The sequence below is a fragment of the Rhodococcus sp. USK13 genome (assembly GCF_018343855.1).
GTDB classification, from domain to species: Bacteria; Actinomycetota; Actinomycetes; order Mycobacteriales; family Mycobacteriaceae; genus Rhodococcus_F; species Rhodococcus_F oxybenzonivorans.
In genome coordinates, this window is the sequence record NZ_CP069242.1 from 1948054 (window position 1) to 1960485 (window position 12432).

Sequence of the window (12432 nt, forward strand, 5' to 3'; positions counted from 1 at the left end):
GAGTAGTTTGATCTGCGATGAGCAGAGTGTGGTTGGTGTGGGGTGTCGGGGTCATCGCCTATATCGTCGCCGTCCTCCACCGCACGTCGTTCGGTGTTTCGGGTCTCGCTGCGACCGAACGGTTTTCGATCAGTCCGAGCGTGCTCTCCGGCTTCGTCGTACTGCAGATCGTGGTGTACGCGGGAATGCAGATTCCGGCGGGAGTACTCCTCGACCGGTACGGTTCGCGGCGCATGATCGCGGCCGGCGCCCTCATCATGGCGTCGGCGCAGATGCTTCTCGCGGTCACCGAATCGCTGCCGATCGCCATTGCCGCGCGGGTGCTCGTCGGGATCGGCGACGCGATGACGTTCATTTCGGTGCTGCGTCTGGTGCCGCAATGGTTTGCGCCGCGACGCGTCCCGCTGGTGTCCCAGTTGACCGGCATCTTCGGGCAGATCGGCCAGATCCTGTCGGCATTGCCGTTGATGCTGTTGCTCAACGGTCCCGGATGGAACTTCGCCTACGGCAGCGCCGCCTCCCTGGGGTTGCTGTCGTTCGTGCTGGCCGTCTCGGTGATCCGGAACTCGCCGCCCGGCCTCGAGGTAGTGGCCGCGCCCGCGGGACTGCGGGAGGTGGGGCGGCAGATCAGAACCGTGTGGGCGCGTCCCGGCACTCGGCTCGGTTTCTTCACGCACATGGGCACGCAGTTCTCGATGACCACGTTCGCGCTGCTGTGGGGGGTGCCGTACCTGCGGTCTGCGCAGGGTCTATCAGCGGCGGAGGCGGGCTCGCTGCTCACCCTGTCGGTGATCTCGGCGATCGTCGCGGGACCGATCATCGGCGTCCTCAGTGGACGTTTCCCCATGCGCCGGTCATACCTCGTGTTGTCGATCATGATCAGCAACGCCGCGATGTGGACGGCGGTCCTCGCTCTTTCGGAGCCCGCGCCGATGTGGATGCTGGTCCTGCTCGTGGTGGTGGTCTCGGTGGGCGGTCCCGGTTCGATGATCGGGTTCGACTACGCCCGCATGTTCAACCCGAGCACGAGCATGGGTACCGCACAGGGGATGGTCAACATCGGCGGCTTCCTCGCTTCGTTGCTGGTCATTCAGGCGATGGGGCTGATCCTCGACGCGATGGGCGGGTACTCGTTCGCGGCGTTCCGCGTGGCCTGGCTGGTGCAGTACCCGGTCTGGGCGGTCGCGATCATCGGTGTGCTGGTGACCCGCGGCAAGACCCGCAGGCAGATGGGACTGGTGTTGCGACCCATCCGGCAGGTGTGGCGGGAGCGCGGTCGACGCTGAAGCCTAGTTACACTCTTACATGATGTGTAACACTATAACGCATGAGCAATGAGCGATCGGATGATCAGGCCGTCATGACGGCACCCCCGATGCAGTGGGATGCCTGGGGTGCGCCGGAGAAGCGGAAGGTTCTCTCCGACGGGATCACAGCGCTGCTGCAGCAGGCGCTGGGGGTGTCGATCACCGAGGCTCCGGAGCGGGACCCGGACGACGTCGTCCTCGCGCCGAGCGCCCTGTCCGAGAAGGACCAGGCTGCCCTGGCGACCATCGTCGGGGAGCGGTTCTGCAGTACCGCGCACACCGATCGCCTTCTGCGTGCCGGCGGAAAAAGCACTCTCGACCTGCTGCGTCGTCGCAGCTCGGAACCACAGGATGCGCCAGACGCAGTGATCACCCCGGGAACCGACGACGAGGTGGGTGAAGTGCTGCGCTACTGCACGGACAACGCGATCGCCGTGGTGCCGTTCGGGGGTGGCACGAGCGTCGTGGGCGGTCTCGATCCGGTGCGCGACCGATTCGCCGCCGTCGTGTCGCTCGATCTGCGGAGGTTCGACACCCTACTCGACCTCGATGCCGAGTCCGGTGTCGCGACACTGGGCGCCGGTGTGACGGGACCGCATGCCGAAGAGCTGTTGGGGGTGCACGGCTTGTCGCTGGGGCACTTCCCGCAGAGCTTCCGGTTCGCCACCATCGGCGGCTTCGCGGCGACCCGGTCCTCGGGGCAGGCGTCCGCCGGCTACGGGCGGTTCGAGGACATGGTGGAGGGGCTGCGCGTCGTCACTCCTGCCGGGATTCTCGACACGGGTCGGGCGCCGGCGTCCGCTGCGGGACCGGACCTGGGGGAGTTGTTCGTCGGCTCGGAGGGAACTCTCGGCGTGATCACCCGGGTGCGCGTGCGGGTGCATGCCGTTCCCGAGTCGACCGTCCGTGAGGGCTGGAACTTCCCCGACTTCGAGACGGGCGCCGCCGCCCTGCGCGCCCTGCGGCAGGAAGGTGCTGTTCCCACCGTGCTGCGACTGTCGGACGAGGCCGAAACCGGTGTGAATCTGGCGACCACGGACAAGATCGGTGACGAGGCCGTCGCCGGTGGCTGCCTGGCGATCACCACGTTCGAAGGCACCGCCGCGCACACCGCCGAGCGGGTAGCCGAGGCTCGCGCGGTGCTGCGGGCGCACGGTGGCACGTCATTGGGGGCGGATCCCGGGAACAGCTGGGAGCACGGACGTTTCGATGCACCGTATCTACGCGACTCCCTGCTCGACGCCGGTGCACTTTGCGAAACCCTCGAAACCTCCACGCACTGGGGCAATCTCGCCGCGCTCCGTGCTGCGGTCACGACGGCGCTCACCTCGGCGCTGTCCGAGCAGGGCACTCCACCGCTCGTCCTGTGTCACATCTCCCACACGTATCCGACGGGGGCCTCGTTGTACTTCACCGTGGTCTGCGCTCAGGCGGCGGACCCACTCGAACAATGGCGACAAGCGAAGACCGCTGCGGGTGACGCGATCGTCGCCGCCGGCGGGACCATCACGCATCACCACGCGGTCGGCGTCGACCACCGCCCGTGGATGCGGAAGGAGATCGGCGACCTCGGGGTCACCATCCTGCGGGCGATCAAGGATGCCGTGGACCCGGCCGGAATCCTCAACCCCGGGAAGTTGATTCCGTGAGCACGACGAAGACCGTCGAGCGGGTCACGGTCCTGATCAACCCGCTGGCCGGGCACGGCCACGCCCCGGTTGCCGGACGTAAGGGCGTGGCGCGGCTGCGTGAACGCGGTGTGACGGTCACCGAGATCATCGGGACCGACGCCGAGCATGCGCGCACGCTCGCCCGCCGGGCTATCGATGACGGCACCGATGCGCTGGTCGTCGTCGGTGGGGACGGTGCGATCAGCATCGGCTTGCAGGCCGCGGCCCGGTCGGGAACACCGATCGGACTGATCCCCGCAGGTACCGGAAACGATCATGCGCGCGAGTTCGGGGTTCCCGTCGGCGATCCGGTCGCGGCGGCCGATGTGATCGCGGACGGTGAGGTCCAGGAGTCGGATCTCGCCCGGATCACGCTCACGGATGGGGCGGTCGTCTGGGCGGGCACGGTGGTGGCGAGCGGTTTCGATTCGCTCGTCACCGATCGGGCCAATCGGATGACGTGGCCCAAGGGGCCGATGCGGTACAACCTGGCCATGCTGGCGGAGCTCACGCGGCTTCGTCCCCTAGACTATTCGATCGAACTGGACGACGCCACCGTGCAGGTGGACGCCACGTTGGTTGCGGTGGGCAACGGCCGATCCTACGGCGGTGGAATGCAGATCTGCCCCCGAGCGAACAAGGCCGACGGCCTTCTCGACGTCACCGTGGTGGGATACGGATCACGGGCGCGACTGGTCCGGTTGTTCCCCAGGGTCTACAAGGGCACCCATGTCGATCTTCCCGAAGTGCAGACCTACCGTTCGCGGACGGTGCGGTTGCGGTGCGACGGCATCACGGCCTACGCGGACGGTGACCGCGTCGGTCCGCTCCCGGTAACGATCGAGGCCGTGCCCGGCGCGCTACACATCCTCAGCCACACCCCGGTCTGAGTCCGTCATCCCACGGAGCCGATCCATCTCCCGACGTTCGCGTTTGGTCGGCCGGCCGGCCCCGCGGTCGCGTCGGGGAAGAGAGGCGAGAACCTCGAGAGGAGGAGGTGGCGGTGTGTTGTCGGTGTAGCACTCCGCGGCGATGACAGCACCGACTCGCTTGGCGATGGGGCGGGTCACTTCCACGATGCGCTCGGTTCCGGCGGCGCGAATACGGACCTCGTCGCCCACCTTCACCGGCTGCGCAGGCTTGGCCGGGGAGCCGTTGACCCGCACGTGCCCCGACCGGCACGCCGCAGCTGCCGCCGAGCGCGTCTTGAACAGCCGGACCGCCCAGGTCCAGCTGTCGACGCGCACGGTCGCGGGGTCGGTACCGGAAATCACCACGCGAACAGAATACGAGAGGTCGGACATCGATAAGCGGAGGCCCTCATTCCACAACCGGTGCCAGCGAGCGCAGGGCAAGGCCGGACTGCGGGTCATTCCGGACCAGTACCGGACCGGACACTGGTCGGTTGTACCGCGGGGCCGGTGACGTCGCAATGTGGTTGGCAGGCAACGGAATCTGGGGGAACCTGTGCCGGCGCCGCCGGCGTGCGAATGAGGGCGGCTGCGATGATCGCGCCGACGACGAGCATGGCGACGCACAGGTACATCGCGATCCGGAAGCCCTGCGAGAAGCTGTCGGGTTCGGCCAGGCTGGCAGCGTCGATCCCGGCGAGGCCAGGCAGCGCGGCCACGGCGAGTAGCTGGCTGGTGCGCGCCACGGCGTTGTTGACCCCGGACGCGATACCTGCCTGTTCGACGGGAACCGACCCGAGAACCGCGGTGGTCAGCGGGGCGACGATGGCCGACAGTCCGAGTCCGAACACGATCACGCCGGGCAGGACGTCGGACCAGTACGACGCCTCGGACCCGATCCGTGTCATGAGGAGTAGGCCAATGGCCGCGAGCGCGGGGCCGACCGTCATCGGCAGTCGGGGACCGTGCTTCTGCGAATAGCGACCGGCGCGGGAGGAGAGGGCCAGCATTGCGAGGGTGATCGGCATGGTGGCAAGGCCGGCGGCAACCGGCGAATAACCCGCCACCAGCTGAAGCTGCATCACCAACAGGAAGAAAACCCCACCGATAGCCGCGTATACGGCGAAAGTCACCAGGTTCGCTGCCACGAACATGCGGGACCTGAAAAGCGCGGGCGGCACGAGGGCATCGGGGGATCGGCGTTCCACCACGACGAACGCGGTGAGCGCCACGGCCCCGCCCACACCGGCGATCGGATTCATTTCGATCAGCCCGTAGGTGAGGGCGCCCAGCCCGAGCACCGCGAACGCCGACCCGAGGACATCCAGATGATCCGGCGGATGAGGGTCGCGGCTTTCGGGTATGTGGCGAATAGACGCCCAGATGACCACGGCGGCCAGGGGAACGTTCAGGAAGAAAACGGATCGCCACCCCGCCACTTCCACCAGCCACCCGCCGAGCAACGGCCCGATCGCCCCGGCCACCCCGCCGAGTCCGGACCACAGTCCGATCGCCGCACCGCGGTCGTCCTCGTGCAGGGACGCCGAAATCAAGGCGAGACTTCCCGGAGTCAACAGCGCGGCTCCGATTCCCTGAAGAATGCGGGCGACCACCAGGAAGGTGATGTCGGGCGCGAGGCCGCACAGCACCGACGCCACGGTGAACCATACTGTCCCCCAGACGAAGACACGTCTGCGGCCCCAGCGGTCGCCGAGAGCCCCACCCAGCAGAATCAGGGACGCCAACGCCAGGGTGTAACCACTGAGGGTCCACTGCAAACCCTCGACACCCGACCCGAGATCCTCGCCGATGTGCGGCAACGCGATATTCACCACCGTGCCGTCCAGAAGGGCAAGGCCGGAGCCGAGGACGGTGGCGACGACAACCCAACGGCCCTGTCGTGTGTTCAATCGGAGAGCCGCCGCCATGTCAGGCTCCGGCCGGAATGCCCGGAGCGTCGTCGGGAGCGAGATACGCGCCGATTTTCCGGAACAGAATATCGGCCTCGTTCTTGTACGCACCGGTGTCGTCGAACGCGGCTTGGTCGTAGGTGACGGCCACGGCGATCGCGATCTTCTTCGACGGCAAGTACGCCTCGGCCGCCGCGTATCCGCTGAAGAGGGGATTCTGCATCAACCAGTTGCCGACGATGGGCTGCCCGAGCCCGTAGGTGTAGTCGTCCGATTGCGGGAAGCACGTGGGGCAGCCGGGCAGGGTCGTCGTCTTGCCCCGCAGGTCCGTCGAGGTCATGGCCTCGTACGACTCGCGGGAGAGGAGTGTGCCTGTGCCGACTGCTATCGCAGTGTCGTGGAGGTCGTAGATGTTCGAGGTCTGGATGGCGCCGTGGGTGATCGTCCACGACGGGTTCCAGAATGTCGATTCCTCGTAGAACGAGGTGCCGGGTGAAATCTGCAGTGCCTCCCGTCGCTCGGACGAGAACGCGTGCAGGACCGGTTCGGTGATCGCCGCCGTCCCCGGATCCGTGGTGTTGTCCAGGCCGAGTGGTCCGAGCACCTTGTCCTGCATGAGCGTCGTCATCGGCTGACCGGTGATCTTCTCGAGCGCCAACCCGAGAATGACGTAATTGGTGTGGGCGTAGTTCCAGTTGGTTCCGGGCTCGTAGAGCAGTGGCTTGGAGGTGGAGTAGGCCAGGAGTTCTTCTGGGGTCCAATTATGGAAGGGGTCGGCGTAGATCGCCTTGTCGAAGTCGGTGTTGCCGAGCACGTAATCGACGTAGCCCGAGGTCATCTGGGCGAGCTGACGGAGCGTCACGCGGTCGGTATGGGGAATGTCGGGCAGCCACGTCGACACCTTGTCGTCGAGGCTCACCTTTTTCTCGTCGACGAGTTGGAGCAGCAGCGTGGACACGTACGAGATGGCTACCGCGCCGTTGCGGAAGTGCATGTCGGTGGTGGCCGGCACTCCCGTCATCGACTCGCCGACGGCCTCGGTGACGATTTCCTTGCCGTCCACCGTGACACGAACGATCACCGCCCGCAGGTGGGCCTGCGCCATCGCGTCGCGCACGAGCGTCATCACCCCGGCCGCCTGCGCCGGATCTGCGGATTCCGTTCCGGACGCGGCTGCGCTCGCTGAGGTGGCCGGGCCCGACGCCGGATCGGTGGTCGTGCACGCAGCTCCCAGAGCCAGGACGCACGCCAACAGGAAAGCCCGCCGATGAAGTGCCATGAACCAGCTTGGCACTATCAGGCCGGTCGGCGCTGGAGATAGGCGATCGTCAGCCCGCACGCCACCACCGCGACCACCGGAGCCGCGGTCGACATTCCGTCCCACGCGCTCGGTTCGAACGCGGAATCGCCTCCCTTCAGGGGCGCATACGCGGTCCAACCGAAATCGGCTGTCAGGGGAATCGCGAACGCCGCCGGTCCAGCCAGCGACGTGGTCACCACGGGGGCGCTCGACGGCAGGCTCGCCGTCAGGGTGAACGCGGCGGCGGCCGGCAGCAGAAGCACCACGGCACCGGTGTGCAGATTGTCCCAGGGCGCCGTGTCGAAGACCGCCGACACCGCCACGAGCGCGAGCGCCGCGATGCCGAACAGGGGTTGGGGCAGTATCCGGCCGAGTGCCGCGCCGAGCGCCACCAGTGCGGCGGGAACGAGTAACCACAGCCACGAATCCGTGAACCAGGCCGTCTGCGCGCCCTCACTCGCCGCGATGAACGCCGTCGCCGCGAGAAGCACTGTTCCGGTGCGGTTCTCCAACCACACTGCCGCGGCGATGACGACCGGAACCAGAGCGACCCCGAGTATCCACCGATCCTGCACTGCGGGGCCGGTACCCAGCGCATCGATCGCCCGGACGAGCTGCCAGTACAGGAGCAGTCCGAGCACCGGCAGGACCAATCCGACCACCAGCGGCCTGGTGGGGCGGTCGGGCGAGGACTCCGACGACACGTCGAAGTCGCCGGACTGCAGCGCGACCATGACCACGATCGCGGTCACGGCGAGGAACGCCAGGGCGAGCAGATCCGTGTTGTGCGGCGGCTCGAGTAGGTAGTCCGCATACCTCGTGGGCACAGCGGTGGAGTGCCGGTACTGGTCGAGTGGTCCCGCCAGGAGCAACCCGCCGACCACGCCCGCCGCGAGGGCGGTCTGGAGTCGGGCGCGGTCGCTCGCGCCGGACAGACCCGCCAATCCGCCCAGCAGAAGTCCCACACCGATCCCGTTGGTGTACAGCACGACCGGTGAAGACCCGACCACCGGGCCGATCGCCAGAAGCGTCAGGCCGGACACTGCCGACATCGCCAGGCCGAGTCGGGCGCGCAGGCGTGCAGCCACCACCACGGCGACGAGCGCGCCGAGGACTGCGCCGACGACGCCGCTGGTGTACAGCGTCCCGTCGTGGGAGCCCACGATCACGAACGCGTATTCGGTGGGCATCGGCGAGGTCGACGCCACGCCGACGGCGAACCCACCCAGCACCATGCCGACGTGTGCGGCCCGGATTGTCATGGAACGAGCATCGCGCACACCCGCCGGGTTGAAGAGATCGACGCGCAGGGGAAGGGTGGACCGTGTCTTCGTGCGTCCTGGGTCGGGAAGGTGGTCCGTGGTCATCGACAACGACGTCTACAACCGTCGAGGCGAGTCGTGGTGGGAGGAGGACAACCCACTGAACATGCTGCACGGCAGCCTCACACCGGGACGTTTCGCATACTTCCGCACGGTGCTCACCGAGCATCTGGGGTCCGACTATCGCGGCCTCTGCGCGCTCGACGTCGGCTCCGGCGGCGGATTCCTCGCCGAGGAGTTCACCCACATCGGTTTCCGGGTGGTCGGGGTCGACCCCTCGGAGGTGTCGATCGCTACGGCGCGCAGGCACGCCACCGACGCCGCCCTGGACATCGAGTACCGCATCGGTGCCGGGGAGAAATTGCCGGTGCCCGACGCCTCGTTCGACGTCGTCTACTGCTGCGATGTCCTCGAACACGTCTCCGATCTCGACGGCGTGATCGCCGAGACGGCCAGGGCGCTGAAGCCGGGTGGCCTGTACCTGTTCGACACCATCAACCGGACCTTCGTCAGCAAACTGGTTGCCATCAAGATCATGCAGGAATGGCGTATGACCAGAATGTTCGATACACCCATCCACGACTGGTCCATGTGCGTGCGGCCGCAGGAATTGGAATCCGTGATGGAGCGGCACGGGCTGCGACTCGGAGAGATCGTCGGACTCGGGCCGCGGTCGAAAAATCCACTGCGCCTCCTCGACCTCGCCCGGGCAGGCGGGCGAACACTGACCTACGGAGAGCTGAGCCGCCGACTCGACTTCGGGCAGGTGCGCAGCACCGCCATCTCCTACATGGGGTACGCGGTCAAGAACGGCGAAAGCCCGCCGCGACGTCGCGACGGGCTCCCGCAGACGCGGAACTAGCTGTAGTCGTAGAAACCCTTGCCGCTCTTCTTGCCCAGGTGTCCCGCATCGACCTTGCGCTTGAGCAGCGTCGGCGGGGCGTAGTGGGGCTCGGCGAACTCGGCATACAGCGACTCCGCCGCGGCCAGCGTGATGTCGAGGCCGACGGTGTCGATGAGGGTCAGCGGACCCATCGGGTAGCCGCAGCCGCCCTTCATCGCCTCGTCGATGTCCTCGGCGGTGGCGTAGCCCGACTCGAGCATGCGGACCGCTGACGTGAGGTACGGGATGAGGAGTGCATTGACGATGAATCCCGCGCGGTCGCCGGCACGCACCGTCTTCTTGCGCAGGGTGTTCTTGACGTAGTCGGTGACTACGGTGACGGTCTCCTCGGAGGTGACCAGGCTGACCACGATCTCGACCAGCGGCATCACCGGAACCGGGTTGAAGAAGTGGATACCGACGACCTGTCCGGGGCGCTGAGTGGCATTGGCCATCTTGATCAGCGGAATGGACGACGTGTTCGACGCCAGGATGCCGGACGGCTTCACGATCTTGTCGAGCTTCTGGAAGATGTCGACCTTGAGCGACTCGATCTCCGGTGCGGCCTCGATCACGAGGTCGCGGTCCGCGAAGTCGTCGATGTCGAGGGTGACGCGTACGCGGGCGAGGGCGGCGTCCGCGGCGTCCTGGTCGAGCTTGCCTGCCTTCACCGCTCGGGCCAGCGATTTCTCGATCCGGCCCTGCGCGGCCTCGGCGTACTCCTGCTTGGTTTCGAGGATCAGCACCGAACTACCGGCCTTGATACATACCTCGGCGATGCCGGCGCCCATGGTGCCACCGCCGATCACTCCTACTAGTTCCACGATTCTCCTTAGTCATGCCCGTGAGTGGTTAGCGAGTCCAGAGACTCGCTAACCACTCACGGGCGGCGTAGCCGCCTACTTCAACAGGGCACGCGACATGACGACGCGCTGGATCTGGTTGGTGCCTTCGTAAATCTGGGTGATCTTCGCATCCCGCATCATGCGTTCGACAGGGAAGTCCGTGGTGTAGCCGGCTCCACCGAACAGCTGGACTGCGTCCGTGGTGACCTCCATGGCGACGTCCGACGCAAAGCACTTGGCGGCGGCGGAGATGAAACCGAGGTTCTTCTCGCCACGCTCCGCGCGGGCGGCGGAGGTGTACACCATGAGGCGCGCGGCCTCGACCTTCATCGCCATGTCAGCGAGCATGAACTGCACGGCCTGGAAGTCGCTGATCGACTTGCCGAACTGTTTGCGGTCCTTGGTGTACGCGATCGCCGCGTCGAGAGCGCCCTGCGCGAGGCCGACGGCCTGCGCGCCGATGGTCGGCCGGGTGTGGTCGAGGGTCTGCAGCGCCGTCTTGAAGCCGGTGCCGGGCTCGCCGATGATGCGGTCTCCGGGGATCTTGCAGTTCTCGAAGTACAGCTCCGCGGTGGGTGAGCCCTTGATGCCGAGCTTCTTCTCCTTGGGGCCGACGACGAAGCCCTCGTCGTCCTTGTGCACCATGAACGCGGAGATGCCGTTGGCACCCTTGTCGGCGTCGGTGACGGCCATGACGGTGTACCAGCTCGACTTGCCGCCGTTGGTGATCCAGCACTTGGACCCGTTGAGGATCCAGTCGTCACCCTCCTGCTTCGCGCGGGTGCGCATGCTCGCCGCGTCCGACCCGGCTTCGCGCTCGGAGAGGGCGTACGAGGCCATCGCCTCACCGGAAGCCAGCTGCGGCAGCACCTGCTGCTTGAGTTCCTCGGAGCCGTTGAGGATCAGGCCCATGGTGCCCAGTTTGTTCACTGCAGGAATCAGGGAGGAGGAGCCGCAGACGCGGGCGACCTCTTCGATCACGATGCAGGTGGCGACCGAGTCGGCGCCCTGGCCGTCGTACTGCTCCGGAACGTGAATGGCGTTGAATCCCGAGTTCACGAGAGCGGTGAGCGCTTCCTCGGGGAACCGCGAGTCCTCGTCCACTTCCTTCGCGTATGGCGCGATCTCCTTCTCGGAGAGCGCGCGGATCGCGGACCGCAGTTCGTCGTGCTCTTCTGCGAGCTTGAACAGATCGAAGTCCGGATTTCCGGCCATGTTGGCGCTCCTTGTCGATTGCAACGGCATCGAACTCGAGCGGCACTCCGTGCCAGGGCTACCTTCGGCCACGCGTGCCACAATGTTCGTCGTCGGGCATAGTACTGCTAGTACTGTGCAGTCAACCACGGCACTGAGTGCCAGTCAAGAGTGACGGGCACCTCAGGGATGACGCTGCGACAACTGCGCCGCGATGCCATCCGTAATTGTGTCCACCGGGGTCCCCGGCGGATACGACACGACAACCACCGCATTCTGTTCCCGCGACGGCGCGCCCGCGGCGACCCCGAACGTCCGCCGAACGTCGAGCAGGGCGCGCTCCAGCGCATCGGCGGTGGCCGCCGGATCACCCTTGATCATGTTCCGCAGGAGATGGTTGTGGCACGCGGTGACGGCGGCCGCGAACCCGATCACCTTCAACACCGGCTCGGTAGGGACCACGTTCCGGAGGTAGTCGACGAACAGTCGCTCGTACCGCACGCCGGTCACGATCTCACGGTCGCGCAGCGCCGGGACGCGCTGCACCACCCGGTACCGGCGCTCGGACAGTTCCCGGTTCTCCTGAAACCGGTCGAACACCAGGCAGGCGGTGCTGCAGACCGCCGCCCACGGGTCGTCGGATTCCGACGTCAGGTAGTCGCCCGCCTGCTGGAGCAACGATTCGTGGTCGGCGAAGATCACGTCTTCCTTGGAGCGGAACTGACGGAAGAAGGTGCGGCGGGACACGCCCGCGGCCGTCGCGATCTGCTCGACGGTCGTGGCCTCGTAGCCGTTCTCGGCGAAGAGACGAATGGCCTGGGTGACGACATGGACCCGGAAGTCCGCCGCATCGATCCCTGGGGTGTCGAGTCGCTCGGGCATGGCCTCAGTATCCATCGGTGCCGAACCTGCCGTTTCCTGGACGCCGGTGCTCCGCGGGGCGGATACTCGTAAATAGTGTGTCCGTCCTGGTGAGGGCGGGGCGAGGTCGAGTTCGAGTGTGCCCTGGACTACGTGAGGTACCCATTCCGGAGACGGGAGAAGAGCGCCGGCTCCCGCCTCCCTCTGTCTCGGCAGACTCACCGCGCGC

11 protein-coding genes are annotated in these 12432 nt (G+C 66.7%); 4 read left to right on the plus strand and 7 right to left on the minus strand.

The window, feature by feature from the left end:
- Window positions 1–17: 17 nt before the first annotated feature.
- The 3 genes from JQT59_RS11860 to JQT59_RS11870 all read left to right on the plus strand — a co-directional run bounded on the left by JQT59_RS11860 (window position 18) and on the right by JQT59_RS11870 (window position 3867).
- Window positions 18–1286: an MFS transporter gene (locus tag JQT59_RS11860; RefSeq protein ID WP_213576304.1), complete on the plus strand. Its 1269-nt coding sequence runs from the start codon at window positions 18–20 to the stop codon at window positions 1284–1286.
- Window positions 1287–1375: 89 nt separating this feature from the next.
- The gene (locus JQT59_RS11865; protein ID WP_213577656.1) at window positions 1376–2956 is read left to right on the plus strand and encodes an FAD-binding oxidoreductase; all 1581 of its coding nucleotides are present in this window, start codon (window positions 1376–1378) and stop codon (window positions 2954–2956) included.
- A complete protein-coding gene (locus JQT59_RS11870; protein WP_213576305.1) occupies window positions 2953–3867 on the plus strand; it encodes a diacylglycerol kinase in 915 nt (304 codons plus the stop codon). Before JQT59_RS11865 ends, JQT59_RS11870 begins: the two co-directional genes overlap by 4 nt.
- Here the strand turns inward: JQT59_RS11870 and JQT59_RS11875 are convergent.
- The 4 genes from JQT59_RS11875 to JQT59_RS11890 all read right to left on the minus strand — a co-directional run bounded on the left by JQT59_RS11875 (window position 3838) and on the right by JQT59_RS11890 (window position 8465).
- Window positions 3838–4281 carry an RNA-binding S4 domain-containing protein gene (locus tag JQT59_RS11875; protein ID WP_213576306.1) on the minus strand — a complete coding sequence of 148 codons (444 nt, stop codon included), beginning with the start codon at window positions 4279–4281 and terminating at the stop codon, window positions 3838–3840. The two genes, JQT59_RS11870 and JQT59_RS11875, sit on opposite strands and share 30 nt — an antisense overlap.
- Before the next feature lie 65 nt (window positions 4282–4346).
- On the minus strand, window positions 4347–5816 hold the full coding sequence (locus JQT59_RS11880) for an MFS transporter (protein ID WP_213576307.1): 1470 nt from the start codon (window positions 5814–5816) through the stop codon (window positions 4347–4349).
- A gap of 1 nt (window position 5817) precedes the next feature.
- Complete coding sequence (locus JQT59_RS11885) at window positions 5818–7077, minus strand: serine hydrolase domain-containing protein (protein ID WP_213576308.1); 1260 nt, start codon at window positions 7075–7077, stop codon at window positions 5818–5820.
- Between the two features lie 17 nt (window positions 7078–7094).
- Entirely contained in the window at window positions 7095–8465 is a 1371-nt protein-coding gene (locus JQT59_RS11890) for a hypothetical protein (RefSeq protein WP_249354350.1), read from the minus strand.
- Between JQT59_RS11890 and ubiG the strand changes: the two genes are divergently transcribed.
- Window positions 8458–9282 carry a bifunctional 2-polyprenyl-6-hydroxyphenol methylase/3-demethylubiquinol 3-O-methyltransferase UbiG gene (gene ubiG, locus JQT59_RS11895; protein WP_249354352.1) on the plus strand — a complete coding sequence of 275 codons (825 nt, stop codon included), beginning with the start codon at window positions 8458–8460 and terminating at the stop codon, window positions 9280–9282. The genes JQT59_RS11890 and ubiG overlap by 8 nt on opposite strands.
- Here the strand turns inward: ubiG and JQT59_RS11900 are convergent.
- The 3 genes from JQT59_RS11900 to JQT59_RS11910 form a co-directional block, all read right to left on the minus strand.
- A complete protein-coding gene (locus tag JQT59_RS11900; protein WP_109333464.1) occupies window positions 9279–10127 on the minus strand; it encodes a 3-hydroxybutyryl-CoA dehydrogenase in 849 nt (282 codons plus the stop codon). The two genes, ubiG and JQT59_RS11900, sit on opposite strands and share 4 nt — an antisense overlap.
- A 75-nt stretch (window positions 10128–10202) precedes the next feature.
- Window positions 10203–11363, minus strand: a complete 1161-nt coding sequence (locus JQT59_RS11905; RefSeq protein WP_109333462.1) for an acyl-CoA dehydrogenase — start codon at window positions 11361–11363, stop codon at window positions 10203–10205.
- Window positions 11364–11525: 162 nt separating this feature from the next.
- The gene (locus JQT59_RS11910; protein ID WP_213576311.1) at window positions 11526–12224 is read right to left on the minus strand and encodes a TetR family transcriptional regulator; all 699 of its coding nucleotides are present in this window, start codon (window positions 12222–12224) and stop codon (window positions 11526–11528) included.
- Window positions 12225–12432: the final 208 nt, after the last annotated feature.

Excerpts from the sequence above, each read along its gene's own strand:
- JQT59_RS11860 (WP_213576304.1), top strand. The coding sequence starts at position 18 with ATGAGCAGAGTGTGGTTGGTGTGGGGTGTCGGGGTCATCGCCTATATC.
- JQT59_RS11865 (WP_213577656.1), top strand. The coding sequence starts at position 1,376 with ATGCAGTGGGATGCCTGGGGTGCGCCGGAGAAGCGGAAGGTTCTCTCC.
- JQT59_RS11875 (WP_213576306.1), bottom strand. The coding sequence starts at position 4,281 with ATGTCCGACCTCTCGTATTCTGTTCGCGTGGTGATTTCCGGTACCGAC.
- JQT59_RS11880 (WP_213576307.1), bottom strand. The coding sequence starts at position 5,816 with ATGGCGGCGGCTCTCCGATTGAACACACGACAGGGCCGTTGGGTTGTC.
- JQT59_RS11885 (WP_213576308.1), bottom strand. The coding sequence starts at position 7,077 with ATGGCACTTCATCGGCGGGCTTTCCTGTTGGCGTGCGTCCTGGCTCTG.
- JQT59_RS11890 (WP_249354350.1), bottom strand. The coding sequence starts at position 8,465 with ATGACCACGGACCACCTTCCCGACCCAGGACGCACGAAGACACGGTCC.
- JQT59_RS11905 (WP_109333462.1), bottom strand. The coding sequence starts at position 11,363 with ATGGCCGGAAATCCGGACTTCGATCTGTTCAAGCTCGCAGAAGAGCAC.
- JQT59_RS11910 (WP_213576311.1), bottom strand. The coding sequence starts at position 12,224 with ATGCCCGAGCGACTCGACACCCCAGGGATCGATGCGGCGGACTTCCGG.